This is a genomic window from Malikia spinosa, from assembly GCF_002980625.1.
GTDB lineage: Bacteria > Pseudomonadota > Gammaproteobacteria > Burkholderiales > Burkholderiaceae_C > Malikia > Malikia spinosa.
This window is the reverse complement of record NZ_PVLR01000024.1, coordinates 169218-185152: the sequence shown is the minus strand read 5'-3', so window position 1 is coordinate 185152 and position 15935 is coordinate 169218. Positions and strand designations below refer to the sequence as shown.

General features: G+C 66.6%; 16 protein-coding genes. 4 read left to right on the top strand and 12 right to left on the bottom strand.

Going from position 1 to position 15935, the window contains the following annotated elements; translation table 11 throughout:
* The 9 genes from C6P61_RS10025 to C6P61_RS09985 form a co-directional block, all read right to left on the bottom strand.
* A partial coding sequence (locus C6P61_RS10025) for an electron transfer flavoprotein subunit beta/FixA family protein (protein ID WP_425319745.1) occupies nucleotides 1-311 on the bottom strand: 311 nt, incomplete at its 3' end.
* A gap of 60 nt (nucleotides 312-371) precedes the next feature.
* On the bottom strand, nucleotides 372-911 hold the full coding sequence (locus C6P61_RS10020) for a MarR family winged helix-turn-helix transcriptional regulator (RefSeq protein WP_105729798.1): 540 nt from the start codon (nucleotides 909-911) through the stop codon (nucleotides 372-374).
* Nucleotides 912-957: 46 nt separating this feature from the next.
* Nucleotides 958-2655 carry an acyl-CoA dehydrogenase family protein gene (locus tag C6P61_RS10015; RefSeq protein ID WP_105729783.1) on the bottom strand — a complete coding sequence of 566 codons (1698 nt, stop codon included), beginning with the start codon at nucleotides 2653-2655 and terminating at the stop codon, nucleotides 958-960.
* A gap of 91 nt (nucleotides 2656-2746) precedes the next feature.
* Nucleotides 2747-3733, bottom strand: coding sequence for a Bug family tripartite tricarboxylate transporter substrate binding protein (locus tag C6P61_RS10010; protein WP_105729782.1), 987 nt, complete (start codon nucleotides 3731-3733; stop codon nucleotides 2747-2749).
* Between the two features lie 48 nt (nucleotides 3734-3781).
* The gene (locus tag C6P61_RS10005) at nucleotides 3782-4201 is read right to left on the bottom strand and encodes an acyl-CoA thioesterase (protein WP_105729781.1); all 420 of its coding nucleotides are present in this window, start codon (nucleotides 4199-4201) and stop codon (nucleotides 3782-3784) included.
* 26 nt (nucleotides 4202-4227) lie between these two features.
* Nucleotides 4228-4992: an SDR family NAD(P)-dependent oxidoreductase gene (locus C6P61_RS10000; protein WP_105729780.1), complete on the bottom strand. Its 765-nt coding sequence runs from the start codon at nucleotides 4990-4992 to the stop codon at nucleotides 4228-4230.
* 52 nt (nucleotides 4993-5044) lie between these two features.
* Nucleotides 5045-6289, bottom strand: a complete 1245-nt coding sequence (locus C6P61_RS09995) for a thiolase family protein (protein ID WP_105729779.1) — start codon at nucleotides 6287-6289, stop codon at nucleotides 5045-5047.
* Nucleotides 6290-6303: 14 nt separating this feature from the next.
* A complete protein-coding gene (locus tag C6P61_RS09990) occupies nucleotides 6304-8169 on the bottom strand; it encodes a feruloyl-CoA synthase (RefSeq protein WP_105729778.1) in 1866 nt (621 codons plus the stop codon).
* A 47-nt stretch (nucleotides 8170-8216) separates the two neighbouring features.
* The gene (locus C6P61_RS09985) at nucleotides 8217-9011 is read right to left on the bottom strand and encodes a crotonase/enoyl-CoA hydratase family protein (RefSeq protein WP_105729777.1); all 795 of its coding nucleotides are present in this window, start codon (nucleotides 9009-9011) and stop codon (nucleotides 8217-8219) included.
* Between the two features lie 258 nt (nucleotides 9012-9269).
* Between C6P61_RS09985 and C6P61_RS09980 the strand changes: the two genes are divergently transcribed.
* The 4 genes from C6P61_RS09980 to C6P61_RS09965 all read left to right on the top strand — a co-directional run bounded on the left by C6P61_RS09980 (nucleotide 9270) and on the right by C6P61_RS09965 (nucleotide 12932).
* Nucleotides 9270-10367, top strand: coding sequence for a TRAP transporter substrate-binding protein (locus C6P61_RS09980; protein ID WP_211296958.1), 1098 nt, complete (start codon nucleotides 9270-9272; stop codon nucleotides 10365-10367).
* 156 nt (nucleotides 10368-10523) lie between these two features.
* Entirely contained in the window at nucleotides 10524-11015 is a 492-nt protein-coding gene (locus tag C6P61_RS09975; RefSeq protein WP_105729775.1) for a MarR family winged helix-turn-helix transcriptional regulator, read from the top strand.
* 21 nt (nucleotides 11016-11036) lie between these two features.
* A complete protein-coding gene (locus C6P61_RS09970) occupies nucleotides 11037-12728 on the top strand; it encodes an FAD-dependent monooxygenase (RefSeq protein ID WP_105729774.1) in 1692 nt (563 codons plus the stop codon).
* 12 nt (nucleotides 12729-12740) lie between these two features.
* Entirely contained in the window at nucleotides 12741-12932 is a 192-nt protein-coding gene (locus C6P61_RS09965; protein WP_105729773.1) for a DUF2783 domain-containing protein, read from the top strand.
* A gap of 73 nt (nucleotides 12933-13005) precedes the next feature.
* Here the strand turns inward: C6P61_RS09965 and C6P61_RS09960 are convergent, their stop codons facing one another.
* The 3 genes from C6P61_RS09960 to C6P61_RS09950 form a co-directional block, all read right to left on the bottom strand.
* Complete coding sequence (locus C6P61_RS09960) at nucleotides 13006-14325, bottom strand: TRAP transporter large permease (protein ID WP_105729772.1); 1320 nt, start codon at nucleotides 14323-14325, stop codon at nucleotides 13006-13008.
* Nucleotides 14322-14807 (bottom strand): TRAP transporter small permease, encoded by a 486-nt coding sequence (locus C6P61_RS09955; protein ID WP_105729771.1) that lies wholly within the window; start codon nucleotides 14805-14807, stop codon nucleotides 14322-14324. The genes C6P61_RS09960 and C6P61_RS09955 overlap by 4 nt, the downstream gene beginning before the upstream one ends.
* Nucleotides 14808-14895: 88 nt before the next feature.
* Nucleotides 14896-15891, bottom strand: a complete 996-nt coding sequence (locus C6P61_RS09950) for a TRAP transporter substrate-binding protein (RefSeq protein ID WP_237491005.1) — start codon at nucleotides 15889-15891, stop codon at nucleotides 14896-14898.
* Nucleotides 15892-15935 lie beyond the last annotated feature (44 nt).

The window sequence follows — 15935 nt, the reverse complement described above, 5'->3', positions numbered from 1 at the left end:
AGCGCGGCCAGCAGCTTGGCGACGGCCAGCGGCTGCAGCTCGGCGTCGGTCTCGACATGAATCGCCCGGTCAGCACCGATCGCCAGCGCGGTGCGCAGGGTTTCCTGGCACTGGCTCACGCCGCAGGAGACGGCGATCACTTCGGTCGCGGCGCCCTTTTCCTTCAGGCGCACGGCTTCCTCGATCGCGATCTCGTCGAACGGGTTCATGCTCATCTTGACGTTGGCGATGTCCACGCCAGTACCGTCGGCCTTGACCCGCACCTTGACGTTGTAGTCCACCACGCGCTTGACGGGGACGAGGATCTTCATTTTCAGCTCCAAAAAAATATCAATCGGGGCCAGGGTATCCTGGGGTCTGGGGTCCCGCCTTCAGTGATCGGGCTGGTAGATCTTGCGCAGCAGCCGCAGCAGCGTGACGCGTTCGAGCGGGGTCAGGCGCGGGGTGGCATCGACCTCGAGCGCCAGCGCGGTGGCCTGGGCCTGCTCAAGCTGGCTTTCGCCTGCTGGCGTCAGGTGCAGGCCCTGGGCCCGACGGTCGCTCGGGTGATCGCGCTTTTCGAGCAGGCTGCGCTTTTCCAGGCCCTTGATCATGCCGACCAGGTTGGGCGGCTGCAGGTCGAGCGTCGCGCACAGCTGGCGCGCGGTGATGCCCGGGTTGTGCCCGATCAGCGTCAGCACCGAGAACTCGACCGGTCGCAGGCCGAACTGCGCCATGCGCGGAATGAAGGTCGCGATGATGGTCAGTGCCGCGCGGCGCGCGTTGTAGCCGATCAGCGTCTCGAGGAAGGAGGTATCGACCCGCTCCACCGCCAGTCCGGCCGCCACCGGCGCCGGGTCTGCCTCGGGCTGAGCTTGAGGCGTGATCGGCAACGGAGAATCGGGCAGGCGAACCGGGCGGGGCTCTGTCATGGTCAGGGGCATGGCTGGTGAATCAGGCCGCCATCATAGGGGGGCTTCAGGCCGCCGCGCCCAGGGCCTGGCGAATCATGAGCTGGCGCATGGCGAGTTCGGGCCAGACCCAACGCGCGAAAGCCGTGCCGCCCTGGCCGGCTGCACCGGCGGCATCGAGCCGGGCCCAGGCCCAGGCCATCAGCGTCAGCGTGACGACGCGCAGGAAGTCACCCGCCACCGGATAGAGCTGCAGCGCCACGCCCGGACCACCGGCTTGCAGCAGCCCGACCAGCTCGCGCAGTTGCTGCAGGCCCGTGCGCGCGCGCACCGCAGCGGCCGAATCGAATCGATCCAGGTCCTGCTCCAGGCCGCCCAGCGTCGCCAGCAGGCCTGCGCCCTGGTCGGCCAGCACCTTGCGAAACAGCAGGTCCTGGGCCTGGATCTCGTTGGTGCCCTCGTAGATCATTGCCACGCGCGAATCGCGCACGATCTGCTCGATGCCCCATTCGCGCACATAGCCATGGCCGCCAAAGACCTGCAGGCAGTCGCTGCCGCCGTGGAAGGCCTGGTCGGTCCAGCTCGCCTTGAGCAGCGGGGTCACCAGCGCGCACCACAGATTGGCCTGCTGGCGTTGCGCCGCATCGGGGTGGTGCTTGGCGACATCGAGCTCGATCGCGGTACGGTAGGCCAGCACACGGCCGGCATCGACCCAGGCGCGCTGGGTGTCGAGCAGGCGCTGCACCGCCGGGTGTTCGATGATCGGATCGGCCGGCTGGCTCGGGTCTTGCCGCACCGGCGCACGCATCTGGCGCCGCTCGCGGGCGTAGCCGTCGGCCTTCTGCCAGGCCGCGTCGAGCAGGCCCACGCCCTGCAGCGCCACATGCAGGCGGGCGGCGTTCATCATCAGGAACATCGCGTTGAGCCCCTTGCCGAGCTCGCCGACCAGCCAGCCGCGCGCCTCATCGAAGCGCATGACGCAGGTCGGGCTGCCGTGCAGACCCATCTTCTCCTCGATGCGCTCGCAGACCACGGCGCTGCGCTGGCCGTCCGGGTAGAACTTGGGCACCAGGAACAGCGACAGGCCCTTGGGGCCGGGCGGGCTGTCGGGCAGGCGCGCCAGCACCAGGTGCACGATGTTGTCGCTCAGGTCATGCTCGCCGCCCGAGATGAAGATCTTGGTGCCGCTGATCTGGTAACTGCCGTCGGATTGGACGACCGCCTTGGTCCGGGCCAAGCCGAGGTCGCTGCCGGCATGCGGCTCGGTCAGGCACATGGTGGCCAGCCACTCGCCGGTGACGAGCTTTTCCAGGTAGCTCGCCTTCAGCTCCGGACTGGCATGGTGCTTGATGCATTCGTAGGCGCCGTGCAGCAGGCCGGGTGCCATGGTCCAGCCCAGGTTGGCGCCGCTGAGCCATTCGTAGAGCACCATCTCGAGCACGGTCGGCAGACCCTGGCCGCCGTCCTCGGTCGCACCCGACAGCGCCGGCCAGCCGGCCTGCCAAAAGGCCTGATAGGCCGCGCGCGCGCCGGGCGGCATGGTCACTGCGCCATCCTTGAAGCGCGCGCCGATCTCGTCACCGTCGCGGTTCAGCGGCGCGACCACCTCGCCGACGAACTTGCCGGCTTCTTCCAGCACCTGGCGCAGCAGGTCGGGGTCGGCGTTGTCGGCCAGCGCCGGCAACTGGGCCAGGCGGTCCTGGGCTTGCAGCACGTCAAACAGGATGAAGCCGATGTCGGCGGCTTGGGGGCGGTAGGCGTTCATGGCGGGGCCTTGGATAGCATGCCGCAAAGGCGGCGGCGGGTATTCAGGAATTCAGCGCGGGGGCCGGGCCTCGGCCCCCGCATGGACAGGATCAGGAGTCGGCCGAGAAACCGATTTCCTTGACGATGCCGCGCCACTGGTCGGCGTCGGCCTTCAGCCAGGCAGCCAGCTGGTCGGGGGTCGAGGACTGCACCTCCATGCCGACCTGGGCCATGCTGTCGATCAGGTCCTTGCTGGCCAGGGCCGGCTGCAGGTAGGCGGCAGCGCGGCGACGCACCTCGGGCGAGGCCTTGGCCGGCAGGAAGAAGCCATACCACTCGCGCACCGAGATGTCGATGCCCTGCTCCTTGAAGGTCGGCACATCGGGCGTGAACGGCGAGCGCTGCGGACCCGAGGTGGCCAGCAGGCGCAGCCGGCCCGACTTCAGGTGCGGCAGGTAGTCACCCACCGGCGAGCACATCGACGACACCTGGCCACCCAGCAGGTCCTGGATGCCGGGCGCCGAGCCCTTGTACGGCACATGCTGCAGATCGGCCTTGGACAGCTTGTTGAACAGCGCTGCCGTCAGGTGCGGGATCGAGCCGGCAGCGGGCGAGGCAAAGTTGGCCCGGTCCGGGTTGGCCTTGGCCCAGGCCACGAAGTCCTTGATGGTCTTGACGCTGGCGGGCACGGCCGGGCCGACGCCAAAGCCGTGGCTGAAGAAGCAGGCGACCGAGACCGGCGCCAGGTCGTCCAGCGTGTAGGGCAGCTTGGAGTAGGTGAAGGGATAGACCGACAGCATCGACGAGGGCGTCAGCAGCAGCGTGCTGCCATCAGCCGGTGCCGCCTTGAGCGCGCTGATCGCGATCTGGGCGCCGGCGCCTGGCTTGTTCTCGACGATCACGTTGCTGGCGTAGCTGCCGCGCAGCTTGTCGGCGACACGGCGCGACAGGGCGTCAGTGGTGCCGCCCGGCGGGAAGCCGACCAGGATCTTGGCCATGTCCAGGCTGGCCTGGGCCTGGGCGGCCAGCGGCAGGCCGAAGGCCGACAGGGCGGCGGAGCCGAGCAGGGATTGGGTGAAGGCGCGTCGAGTAGTCATGTCTTGTCTCCTGATTTTTTTCTGTCGATGGCGGGTGGGTGGCAGCCGTCAGCTGCACATGGCCTTGATGTCCTCGGGGATCTGGATCGCCTTGATGCGGTCCGGGTCCTCGGGCGGATGGACGACGAAGGCACGGGTCTCGGTACCCTCGCACAGCACCTCGTCGCCGCGCTTGACCACATGCTTGTGGATGTAGACCTTGTCGCGCCACTCGATGATGCTGGTGTGGATCTGCAGCCGCTCGCCATAGGTGGCCGGACGCATGAACTTGGTGTGGATCTCGAGCAGCGGGTTGCCGATGATGCCGCGCGTCTTTTTCAGCTCGCGCCAGGGCGGCAGGCCGCATTGGCGGAAGAAGTTCAGCGAGGCGCCGTCCATCCACTTCGAGTAGTTGGGAAAGAACACGATGCCGGCGGGGTCGCAGTCGCCAAACATCACTTCGACTTCATAGACGATGGTCTTGCTCATGAGGGAGTCCTGGGGTGGTTGGGGGATCAGCGCGGTGCCAGGCGCAGCGCGCCGTCGAGCCGGATCGTCTCGCCGTTGAGGTGGCCGTTGCTCACGATATGGCAGGCCAGCTCGGCGAACTCGCTGGGCTTGCCCAGGCGCGAGGGAAAGGGAATGCTCGCCGCCAGCGAAGCCTGCACCGGCTCGGGCAAGGTGCCCATCAGCGGGGTCGCGAACAGGCCGGGCGCGACGGTGCAGACCCGGATGCCGTACTGCGCCAGGTCGCGCGCCATCGGCAGCGTCATGCCGACCACGCCGCTCTTGGACGCGCTGTAGGCCTGCTGGCCGACCTGGCCATCGAAGGCGGCGACCGAGGCGGTGAACACGATCACGCCGCGCTCGCCGTCTTCCATCGGCTCGGCCTTGGCGCAGGCGGCAGCAAACAGGCGCGCGACGTTGTAGCTGCCGATCAGGTTGACGTTGACCACCTTGGCAAAGTCCTCCAGCGGCGCCGGGCTGCCGTCGCGGCCGATCACGCGCTTGGCGGTGCCGATGCCGGCGATCTGCATCAGGATGCGGGCTGTTCCGTGGGCGGCGGCGGCGGTCTCGATCGCGGCTTGCACGCTGTCCGGGCTGGTGACGTCGCACAGCAGTGCGATGCCGCCGATGTCCGCAGCGACGCGGCGCGCGTTGTCGAGGTTGACGTCGAGCACGGCGACCTTGGCGCCCAGGCGGGCGAGTTCACGCGCGGTGGCTTCGCCGAGGCCGGAGCCGCCGCCGGTCACGAGCGCGGCTTGTCCTTGGATGTTCATCTGTGTGTTCCTTTCGTTGTCGGAGCTTGGCTGGAAGGCACGAGTGACCAGCTTACTGCGGGTTCTCGATCAGCAGCGCAATGCCTTGGCCGCCACCGACACAGGCGCTCGAAATGCCGTAGCGCAGGCCCGAGCGCTGCAACTCGCGCGCCAGCGTCAGCGTCAGGCGCACGCCGGTGGTCGCCAGCGGATGGCCCAGCGCGATCGCGCCGCCATTGACGTTGAGGCGGGCCAGGTCCAGGCCCAGCTCGCGGCCCACGGCCAGGGTCTGCGCGCCCTGCGCCTCGTTGATCTCGAAGCGGCCGATGTCGGCCAGTGTCAGTCCGGTGCGCTCGAGCAGCAGGCGGATCGCCGGCGCCGGGCCGATGCCCATGATCTCGGGCGGCACGCCGACGACGGCGGCGGCCACCACGCGCGCCAGCGGTTTCTTGCCGTTGGCCTTGGCATAGGCACCCGAAGCCACCACGCAGGCCGCTGCCGCATCGACCAGTGCCGCGCTGTTGCCGCCGGTCTGCACGCCGCCCTCGTAGACCGGGCGCAGCTTGGCCAGCACCTCGACCGGCGAGATCCGGGCGTGGGTGTCGGCGCTGACCTCGGTCAGCTTGCCCTGCAGCTTGATGCCGCGCGGCTTATAGCCCTCGAGCTCGAACTTCTCGCTCACGATCGGCACGATCTCGCCGGCATGAAAGCCGCTTTCCTGTGCCGCCACCGCCTTGGCAAACGAGTCGCTGGCGAACTGGTCGACTTCCTCGCGGCTGATGCCGTATTGCTTGGCCAGGTTCTCGGCGGTCTGGATCATGTTGATGCCGGCGGCCGGGTCCTTCAGCGCCTCCCACATGTAGTCCTTGAAGCCGACCGGCGCGCCGAGCTTGAAGCCGGTGCGGTGATCGAAGGCCGCGATCGGATTGCGCGTCATGCTCTCGGTGCCGACCACCAGCGCGGCGTCGCAGGCGCCCGCCTCGATCTGCTCGCCGGCCTGGCGGAACAGCTCGAAGCCGGTGCCGCAGATGCGCTGCGCCATCAGCGCCGGCACCTGTTGCGGCACGCCGGCATAGAGGCCGATGTGGCGCGGCAGGAAGAACTGGTCGAAGTCGCCCGGCGCCATGTTGCCGGTGATGACCGAGCCGATGTCCGAGCCCGGCACGCCAGCACGGGCCAGTGCCTCGCGTGCGGCCTTGATGCCGAGGTCGGTCGGCGACACATGGCCGATCGCGCCACAGTAGTCGACCATCGGGGTGCGCACGCCGTCGAGCAGCCAGACGTCGTTGAAGGCGTTGAAGAATCCTTGCTGTGCCATGGTGTTGCTTGCTTTCAGATTTGGGGTTTGAGGATGTAGTGCAGCTCGTCGGCGTGCAGCTTGGCCACGGTATCGGCGCGGTGTGTCAGCACGGCGCGCTGGTTGATCGAGCCCTTGTCGGTGATCTCGCCCCGGTCCACGGTCGGCGCATCGGCCAGCAGGCACAGGCGCGCGATGCGGTTGGCGCTGCCGGTGGCACTCTTGGCCAGTTCGTTGACGACCTGCTGGAACTTCGCCAGCACCGGCGCGCTGTCGACCACCTCGTGCATCGAGGTATCGGCCGGCAGCCCGGACAGCGCGCGCACGGCCTGGGTCGGGAACACCATGGCGCCGACCTCCTTCAGGTTCAGGCCCGTGATCACGACATCCTGGATATAGGGCGCGCCGGCGGCAATGATCTTGGCGCGCAGCGGGCCGACGCTGACGAAGGTGCCGGTGGCGAGCTTGAAGTCCTCGGCGATGCGGCCGTCGAACTTCAGGCCCAGGTGGATGTCGGTCTCGTCGATCCACTTGACCGCGTCGCCCGACTTGAAATAGCCCTCCTCGTCGAAGGCCTCGGCGGTTTCCTGCGGCGCGCGCCAGTAACCCGGCGTGATGTTGGGGCCGCGGTAGCGGATCTCGGTCTTGCCCTGCAGGTCGACCAGCTTGACCTGCATGCCCGGCGTCGGCACGCCGAGGTCGCCAGCCTTGAGCTCGGGGCCGGTCACGTAGAGGCCGAACGGGCCGGACTCGGTCATGCCCAGGCCCGAGGTCATCACGATGCGCTGGCCGATCTCCTGCTCGGCGGTCTCGAACAGGCTGTCCCAGATCGGCTGGGCCAGCGCCGCGCCGGCGTAGAAGAACATCTGCACTCGCGACAGCAGGGTCTTGCGCAGCTGGGCATCGGTCTTCATCGCGGCGGCAATCGCCTCGAAGCCGGTCGGGACGTTGAAATACACCGTCGGCGCGATCTCGCGCAGGTTGCGCAGCGTCTCGTGCATCAGCGCCGGCGTCGGCTTGCCGTCATCGATGTAGAGCGTGCCGCCGTGATAGAGCACCATGCCGACGTTGTGGTTGCCGCCGAAGGTATGGTTCCAGGGCAGCCAGTCGAGCAGCACCAGCGGTTGCTGCGCCAGCACCGGCATCGACTGCACCATCTGCTGCTGGTTGGCGCACCACATGCGCTGGGTGTTGATGACGGCCTTGGGCAGCTTGGTCGAGCCACTCGTGAACAGGAACTTGGTGATGGTGTCGGGGCCGGTGGCGGCCATCGCGGCATCGACCGCCGGCGTCTCGGGCGTGGCGCACAGCGCGTCGAACGGCGTGCTGGCCAGCCCGGCCAGCTCGCCCTCGACCAGCACCAGCTCCATCTCGGGGGTCGCGACCGCCTGCAGCGCCTTGCCGTAGCGCGCGGCATCGCTGGCGAACAGCATGCCCGGCGTGACGGTGTTGATCACATGGCGCAGCTTGTCGTAGTCGGTGCTGATCAGCGAATAGGCGGGCGAGGTCTGCACGAAGGGCACGCCGGCGATCAGGCAGCCCAGCGACAGCAGCGCATGCTCCAGGCTGTTCTCGGACAGAATCACGACCGGGCGCTCGACGCTCAGGCCACGGTCCAGGATCGCCTGCGCGATGCGGCGCGCGGTCTGCCAGGCTTCGCCATAGCTGACATGCTTCCAGTCGCCCAGGCTGCCGTCGGGCTGCCTGACGCGGCGCGCCATGAAGCTGCGCGTCGGCACGGTTTGCGCCCAATGCTGCAGCCGGTCGGTCATGCGCTCAGGGTAAGGCAGCAGCGGCTGGTCGGCCTGCAGGTAATGGGTGCCGGGTGCGCCGTCGCGCAGCTTGACCCGGGTCACGCCGAAAATCAGCGGGCGGTACTGGGGGGACTGGTCGAAACTCATTTTTCTGATCTCCTCTGCGGTGGTTGCTTCGCGGCGCTTTAGGCCGCTCAGGCCTTTTGCACCTTGGCGGCCTTGCCTTCGAGGAAGGCGCGCACGCGGGCCTTGGCCTCGGGCGCCGATTGCGCGATCGAGGACATCAGCGCCTCGGTGAACAGGCCGTGGTCAGCCGGCTGCTCGGCAATGCGCGGCAGCGCGTGCATCAGCGCATAGTTGGTCAGCGGGGCATTAGTGGCGATGCGGGTCGCCAGCTCGAGCGCCTTGTCCAGCGCGCTGCCGGTCGGCACCAGATACTGCGCCAGGCCGATGCGCTCGCCATTGACGGCGTCGTGGACGCGGCCGGTCAGCATCATGTCGGTCATGCGGGCCACGCCGATCAGCTTGGGGATGCGCACCGAACCGCCACCGCCGACGAAGATGCCGCGCGTGCCCTCGGGCAGGGCAAAGAAGGCCGACTCGTCGGCAACGCGGATATGGCAGGCGCTCGCCAGCTCCAGGCCGCCGCCGACCACGGCGCCATGCAGTGCCGCGACCACCGGGACCGTGCCCTTCTCGATGCATTCGAGCGCGCTGTGCCACAGGCGGGAATGGTGCACGCCTTCGCCGGCATCGCGCTCCTGCAGCTCGGACAGGTCCAGGCCGGCACAGAAATGCTCGCCCTCGCCGTGGATGACGGCCGCGCGCGCCTCCTTGGGCAGGTTCTGAAAGATGTCGCGCAGGGCCAGGATCAGGCCATCGTTGAGCGCATTGCGCTTGGCCGGGCGGCACAGGCGGATCAGGGCGACGCTGCCGCGCATTTCCAGTTGAACGGCGTCCTGGACGGAAGGGGTGGACAAGTGGCTCATGATCGACTCGGCTGAAAGTTGAAGAACAGACTACAAGTTATGTTTAATAACTTTATGTTCTCATGCCTTGGTCTGGTTTTTGATTGGGGTTAACCCTTGAAGTTGAGATTTTCTAGAATATTGCTGTTTTTCTGAGCAAAACCAGGGAAAAACCCGGATTCAGGCGCGACCTAGGGGAAACCCCAGCATTTCAACTCTGGGGTCAGGCGCAGAATAACGGTATTAGAAATAACTTTAACCAGACCCAAAGGTGAGCCCATGAAATCCACCCGCAAGCACAAGCTCCTGTCGACGGCAACTCCGCGCTGGCACTCGACCCCGAACCGGATGCTGGCCGGCCTGACGCTGGCGCTGCCGGCGCTGTTCGGCGCCGCTGCAACCCAGGCCCAGACCGTCACGCTCAAGTACTCGCATTTCCTGCCGGCGAACTCGGGCTTCAACCAGAAGGTGGCCCTGCCCTGGTGCGCGGCGATCGAGAAGGATTCGGGCGGCAAGATGAAATGCCAGCTCTACCCCTCGCTGGCGCTCGGCGGCACGCCGGCCCAGCTGGCCGACCAGGTCAAGAACGGCGTCGCCGACGTGGTCTGGACCTCGCCGAGCTACTCGACCGGGCGCTTTCCACGCACCGAGGCGCTCGAGCTGCCGTTCACGCTGCCGGGTGACGGCCTGGCCGCCTCGCGCGCGATGTGGGACTATGTCCAGCAGCACGCGATGGCCGACTTCAAGGACTTCAAGCTGCTGGCCATCCACAGCGGCGGCAACAGCGTGATCAGCACCGCCAGCAAGCCGATCCTGTCGGCCGACGACATCAAGGGGCTCAAGCTGCGCAGCCCGTCGCGCTTTGCCGCCCTGTTCCTGTCCAGCCTGGGCAGCACCCCGGTCAACATGCCGCTGGCCCAGGTCACCGAAGGCATCTCCAAGGGCGTGATCGACGGCGCCATGATTCCGTGGGAAGTGCTGCCGGCGATCAAGGTCGACGAAGTCACCAAGTACCACATGGAAGGCATGGCGCACCAGCCCGGCTTCATCCAGACGCCGATGGCGGTCATGATGAACAAGGCCAAGTACGACAGCCTGGCGCCCGAGCTCAAGGCCGTGATCGACAAGCACAGCGGTCAGGCCCTGGTCGACCTGACCGGCAAGGCCTGGGATGAAGGCATTGCCGACACGCGCAAGAAGCTGGCCGCCCAGGGCAACAAGACCCTGGTGATCAAGGACGCCGACTACAACGCGCTGAAGAAGACCACCGCCTCGGTCGAGGCCGACTGGATCAAGCAGGCCAATGCCCGCGGTCTGGACGGCAGCCAGCTGGCGGCAGCCGTGCACGGCATCGGCAGCAAGTACCTCGGCAAGTGAACCCGGCGCGGGACCCTGTTCCCGCGTGATGCCCGGCCCGATCTGCTTGCAGGTCGGGCCTTGTTCTTGACTAATCCAGCCGGACATCAGGGTAAGCACTCAGTTGTGTGCGCAACCAACTATCACTAGAATCCGAGGCAAGACAGGACGCCACGCATGACCCGCCGACCCCATGACACCCACTCCGCACCCGCACCCGCACCCGCACCGGCGTCAGCGCCGTCGCTCGAGCGCTCGCTGACCTACCGACTGCACCTGCTGCACAAGCTGACCGATCAGGACAGCCAGCATGCCTACCCGCGGGAAGCCGGCCTGTCGCTCAGCGACGGCCGCTGCCTGGCGACCATCGGCAGCTTCGAGCCGCTGTCGGTCAAGGACCTGGCGCAACAGGCCAACCTGAACAAGGGCCAAGCCAGCCGCGCCGCCCAGGCCCTGGTCGACCTAGGCCTGGTGTGCAAGCAGCACGACAGCAGTGATGCCCGTGGCGTGGTGCTGACGCTGACCGAGTCCGGTCGCCAGGCCTTCGCCCGCACCATGGCCCTGATCAACAAGCGCAACCAGGAAATCTTCGGTTGCCTCGACGCCGACGAGCAAGCCAGCCTGAGCGCCTTGTTCGACCGCCTGATCCAGCATTCCCTTCGATCCTGAACGTCCCACCGGAGACAGACCATGCATCAACCGACCACCGAAGCCCGTCCTTCCATCTATTACCAGTACCAGGTGTTCCAGCCCTGGCTGGCGTCGCAGCATCCGGCCCAGCCACGGCAGCAAGTCGTGATCGTCGGCTCCGGCCCGTCGGGCATGGTGACGGCGCTGGAACTGGCGCGCCACGGCGTGGCCAGCGTGGTGCTGAGCGCCGAGCTGCAGTTCTCGCAGGGCAGCCGCGCGATCTGCTTCACCCGCCGCTCGATGGAAATCCTGCAGCAAGTCGGCGTGGCCGACCGCATGACCGAAGGCGGCCTGCCCTGGCGCTTCGGCAACTCGTTCTACCGCGGCCAGCGCGTGTTCCGCATGGAAGCGCCGCACGACCCGGACGACCGCTTCTTCCCGATCATCAACGTGCAGCAGCAGTACATGGAGGAATACCTCCATGACGCCTGCAAGGCCAATCCGCTGATCGACTTCCGCTGGGGCAACAAGGTGGTCCAGGTCGAGCAGCAGGACGGCTACGCCCGCGTCACCGTCGACACGCCCGAAGGCGAGTACCAGCTTGAGAGCGACTGGGTGGTCGCCGCCGACGGCGGCCGCTCGCCGATCCGCAGCGCGATGGAGCTGCAGATGGAAGGGGCGTCGTACGAGGGCTTCTTCGTGATCGCCGACATCAAGATCGACCTGCCGCTGCCGACCGAGCGCCTGGCCTATTTCGACCCCGAATGGAACCCGGGCAACACCATCCTGATGCACCGCGAGCCCAATGGCATCTGGCGCGTCGACTACCAGCTGCCCGCTGGCGAGACGCCCGAGCAAGCGCTGCGCCCGGAATCACTCAAGGCCCGCATCGACGCCCAGCTCGAAATGATCGGTTTCGGTGGCCAGCCCTGGGAGCTGGACTGGAGCTCGGTCTACTCGGCCCGCACCCTGACCCTGCCCGACTATGTGCACGGCAGCGTGATCTTTACCGGCGACGCCGCCCACCTGCTGCCGATCTTCGGCGTGCGCGGCGCCAACACCGCGTTCCAGGACGCGCAGTCGCTGGGCTGGCAGCTGGCGCATGTGGTCAAGGGCCTGGGCGGGCAGCAGCTGCTGGCCAACTACAGCGCCGAACGCGTCGGCGCGGCGCGCGAGATCATCGCCGAGGCCGGCAAGAGCACCCGCTTCATGACGCCGCCGGCCGGCGGCTTCCAGCTGCTGCGCGACGCCGTGCTGTCGCTGTCGCTGACGCAGGAATTCGTGCGCCCGCTCTATCACTGGCGCACCTCGCGCCCGCATGAGTACAGCCACTCGATGCTCAACAGCCGCGGCGACGACAACAGCCTGTTCAAGGCCGGCCCGGCGCATGGCGCGCCGCCGCAGAACGTCCGGCTGGCGGCCAACGACTTCCTGCTCGACCACCTGGGTGGCGGCTTCGACCTGCTCTACTTCACCGCAGCCGACGCGATTCCGGCCGCGCTGCAGCAAGTGGTGGCTGCGGCGCGCGCCAGGGGCATCGCGCTGCGCGTGACCGCGGTCGGCGCGGCCCAGCCGGTGGCCGGCGCCGACCAGACCTTCGCCGATGCCGACGGCCATCTGCGCGAGCGCTACGGCGTGCAGGCCAGCGGCGCGGCCTACCTGCTGCGCCCCGACCAGCATGTCTGCGCGCGCTGGCTGACCCTCGACGCGGTGCGCCTGCAAGCCGCCCTCAACACCGCCCTGCCCCAGTAAGAGGAAAAAACCATGACTGCACAAAAAGCCCTCACGATCGACGGCCTGGAAACCGTCTACGACGCCCTGGCCAACGCCATCGACCAGGCCGGCCAGGACAAGACCGAACTGTTCCTGGTCAAGCTGGCGCTGCTCAACGCCCAGGCGCTGGGTGACGCCGAGCTGTTCCAGCAGCAGCTGCAAGCCGCCCTGCTCGACCTGTAATTCCGACCTGCTACAACTCCAAGAAAAAGAGGCCCGTCAAGGGCCTCGTTTTTTTGGGGTGAAGAAGTCCGGCTCAGCTGGCGAACTGCACCAGCCAGAGCGGAATGATCGGGAAGAACAGGAACAGCATGGTGCGCAGCACGTCGCTGATCAGGAAGGGCATCACGCCCTTGTAGCTCTCGGCCATCGGGACCGTCTGCGCCATGCCGTTGACCACGTAGACGTTCAGGCCCACGGGCGGGGCAATCAGTCCGAAGCCCACCGTCATCAGCACCATAATGCCGAACCAGATCGCAACCATGTCCTTGGGCATGCCGAAGTCCAGGCCCATCACCATCGGGAAGAAGATCGGCACCGTCAGCAGCAGCATCGACATCTCGTCCATCACGGCGCCGAGCGCGACATAGAACAGCAGGATCGCGGTGATCACCAGCAGCGGCGGCAGGCCCCAGCTGCCGACGACACCAGCGAGCTGATTCGGCACCTGGGTCATCGCCAGCGCCGCGTTCATGGTGTCGGCGCCGATGAAGATCAGGAAGATCATGGCCGCGCTGGCCGCCGTGCCGAGGAAGCAGTCCATCAGCTTGGCAACCGTCATCTCGCGCTTGAAGATCGCGATCAGCAGGGTCGAGGCCGCGCCGACGGCTGCACCTTCGGTCGGGGTGAAGAAGCCGCCATAGATGCCGCCGAACACGAGCGAGAAGATCGTGATGATGGGCAGCACGCCAATGACCTTGGCCAGCGTCATGGGTTCGCGGTTGGGATCGACCTCGGGCGCCTGGCCGGGCACCACGCGCACGTAGATCGCCACGGCCAGCATGTAGCCGCACAGCGCGATCAGTCCAGGCACCACGGCGGCGGCGAACAGCTTGGAGATGTTCTGCTCGGTCAGGATGGCGTAGATCACCAGCACCACCGAAGGCGGCAGCTGGATGCCCAGCGTGCCGCCAGCAGCCAGCGTGCCGGTGGCCAGGCGGCCGGAGTAGCCGTGGCGCTTCATCTCGGGCAATGCCACGCCGGTGATGGTCGCAGCGGTGGCGACCGAGGAGCCGCTGATGGCGCCGAAGGCCGCGCAAGCCAGCAGCGAAGCCATGGCCAGGCCGCCCCGAAAGCGCCCCATGACCGCCGCAGCGAAGGAGAACAGGTCCTTGCTGATGCCGCCCTTGGTGGCGAAATAGCCCATCAGGATGAAGAGCGGAATCACCGACAGGTCATAGCCCGCGAAGCGCGCGAAGGCCTGGGTGTTCATGAAGCCGGCAAAGGGCAACCAGCCGGCCTGCAGGATGTAGCCGGTGGCGCCCGCCAGGAACATGCTGATGGCGATCGGCAGCCGGATCGCCATGAAGACCAGCATGCTGCCGAAAATGATGCCGGCCAATTCAATGGGAGTCATGGGGTGAGCTCTTTTTGTAGGGATTCAAAGCCGAAAACCGTCTGGGTCAAGCCGATCAGCGCGGTCACGATGAAGGGGGGCACCATGGCGGCATAGACGATCCACTCGGGAAAGCCCATCAGCATGGTCTGGGAGCCGGCGTTGTAGGCATTGATGCCGCCGATCGAGACCCGCCAGGCCAGGAAGACAAACACCAGGCTCAGCATCAGGGCGCCGAAGCGGTCGAGCTTGGCGTTGAGCGCATCGCTCAGGCCGGTGGTGAAGAAATCGACAATGATGTGGCCCTGGCGCGCCTGCGCCAGCGGCATGAACAGGGCGATCGCCGCGCCGGTGGACACCGCGGTCAGCTCGAAGGCGCCAACCATCGACTCGCCGATGAAGTTGCGCATGATAAGGTTGTAGCAGGTGATCAGGGTGATCAGGGTCAGCAGCAAGCCGGCCAGGATGGCGCACAGCTTGGCCAACATACCGAGTATTCGCACGATAAAAGCTCCAGCAAGTTGGAAGTCAAAGAAACAACACCACGCGGAAGCTTGTGGCCTCCGGCGTGGTGTCGGCTCGCAATCAGGATTACTTGGTGTACTTCTTGATCAATGCCCTGGCATCGGCCAGCAGAGCCTTGCCGTCGAGGCCCTTCTTGGTGACCTCGGCCACCCATTCGTCGTCGACGTTGCTGGAAGCCTGGATCCACTTCTCGAGTTCGGCCGGCGGAATCACCGTGACGGTGTTCTTGGCGGCGACGATCTTCTGCTTGCCCGGGATGTCGTCGTCAGACTGGGTCTTGCCCAGGAAGGCCGACAGTTCACGGCCGGAGTTCTTGTCGATGACCTTCTGCAGCTCAGGCGGCAGCGAGTCGTACTTGGCCTTGTTCATCGGCACAACAAACAGCGCGGTGTAGAGCGCCGGCTGGGTGCGGTCAGTCTCGGCGGTGAACTTGGTCAGCTCGTCGATCTTGATCGAGGGCGCCACCTGGTACGGAATCACCGCGCCGTCGATCACACCCTTGGACAGCGCGTCAGGCACGGCCGGCACCGGCATGCCGACCGGGGTCGCGCCCAGGCTGGTCAGCAGCTTGGTGGTCAGACGGGTCGGGGCGCGCAGCTTCAGGCCCTTGATGTCTTCCACGGTCTTGATCTGCTTCTTGGAAGTGAAGATGTTGCCCGGACCATGCACATGGACCGCCAGGATCTTGGTGTCCTTGAACTCGTCCTTGGCGTTCTTCTCGTAGTAATCCCAGGCAGCGCGGCTGGTCGCCTCGGCATTTGTCATCATGAAAGGCAGCTCGAAGACTTCCATCCGGGGGAAACGGCCCGAGGTGTAGCCAGGCAGGGTCCAGACCACGTCGGCCACGCCATCACGGGCCTGATCGTAGAGCTGCGCCGGGGTGCCGCCGAGCTGCATCGACGGGAAGATCTGGCACTGCAGACGGTTGGCGGAATCCTTGGCGATGTTGTCGCACCAGGTCTTGAGCATCGTGGTGTGCTGGACCGAGTTGGCGTTCAGGAAATGGTGGACCTTGATCGTGATGGTCTGGGCCTGGGCCTGGGTTGCGAACACGCCGCACATCAGGCCTGCAGCCAGAGCTGTCGTTTTCAGAATACGATTCACAG

What these genes read in the sequence shown, in the direction of transcription:
- C6P61_RS10020 (WP_105729798.1), bottom strand. Translation starts at nt 911, where the DNA reads ATGACAGAGCCCCGCCCGGTTCGCCTGCCCGATTCTCCGTTGCCGATC.
- C6P61_RS10015 (WP_105729783.1), bottom strand. Translation starts at nt 2,655, where the DNA reads ATGAACGCCTACCGCCCCCAAGCCGCCGACATCGGCTTCATCCTGTTT.
- C6P61_RS10010 (WP_105729782.1), bottom strand. Translation starts at nt 3,733, where the DNA reads ATGACTACTCGACGCGCCTTCACCCAATCCCTGCTCGGCTCCGCCGCC.
- C6P61_RS10005 (WP_105729781.1), bottom strand. Translation starts at nt 4,201, where the DNA reads ATGAGCAAGACCATCGTCTATGAAGTCGAAGTGATGTTTGGCGACTGC.
- C6P61_RS10000 (WP_105729780.1), bottom strand. Translation starts at nt 4,992, where the DNA reads ATGAACATCCAAGGACAAGCCGCGCTCGTGACCGGCGGCGGCTCCGGC.
- C6P61_RS09995 (WP_105729779.1), bottom strand. Translation starts at nt 6,289, where the DNA reads ATGGCACAGCAAGGATTCTTCAACGCCTTCAACGACGTCTGGCTGCTC.
- C6P61_RS09990 (WP_105729778.1), bottom strand. Translation starts at nt 8,169, where the DNA reads ATGAGTTTCGACCAGTCCCCCCAGTACCGCCCGCTGATTTTCGGCGTG.
- C6P61_RS09985 (WP_105729777.1), bottom strand. Translation starts at nt 9,011, where the DNA reads ATGAGCCACTTGTCCACCCCTTCCGTCCAGGACGCCGTTCAACTGGAA.
- C6P61_RS09980 (WP_211296958.1), top strand. Translation starts at nt 9,270, where the DNA reads ATGAAATCCACCCGCAAGCACAAGCTCCTGTCGACGGCAACTCCGCGC.
- C6P61_RS09975 (WP_105729775.1), top strand. Translation starts at nt 10,524, where the DNA reads ATGACCCGCCGACCCCATGACACCCACTCCGCACCCGCACCCGCACCC.
- C6P61_RS09970 (WP_105729774.1), top strand. Translation starts at nt 11,037, where the DNA reads ATGCATCAACCGACCACCGAAGCCCGTCCTTCCATCTATTACCAGTAC.
- C6P61_RS09965 (WP_105729773.1), top strand. Translation starts at nt 12,741, where the DNA reads ATGACTGCACAAAAAGCCCTCACGATCGACGGCCTGGAAACCGTCTAC.
- C6P61_RS09960 (WP_105729772.1), bottom strand. Translation starts at nt 14,325, where the DNA reads ATGACTCCCATTGAATTGGCCGGCATCATTTTCGGCAGCATGCTGGTC.
- C6P61_RS09950 (WP_237491005.1), bottom strand. Translation starts at nt 15,891, where the DNA reads ATGTGCGGCGTGTTCGCAACCCAGGCCCAGGCCCAGACCATCACGATC.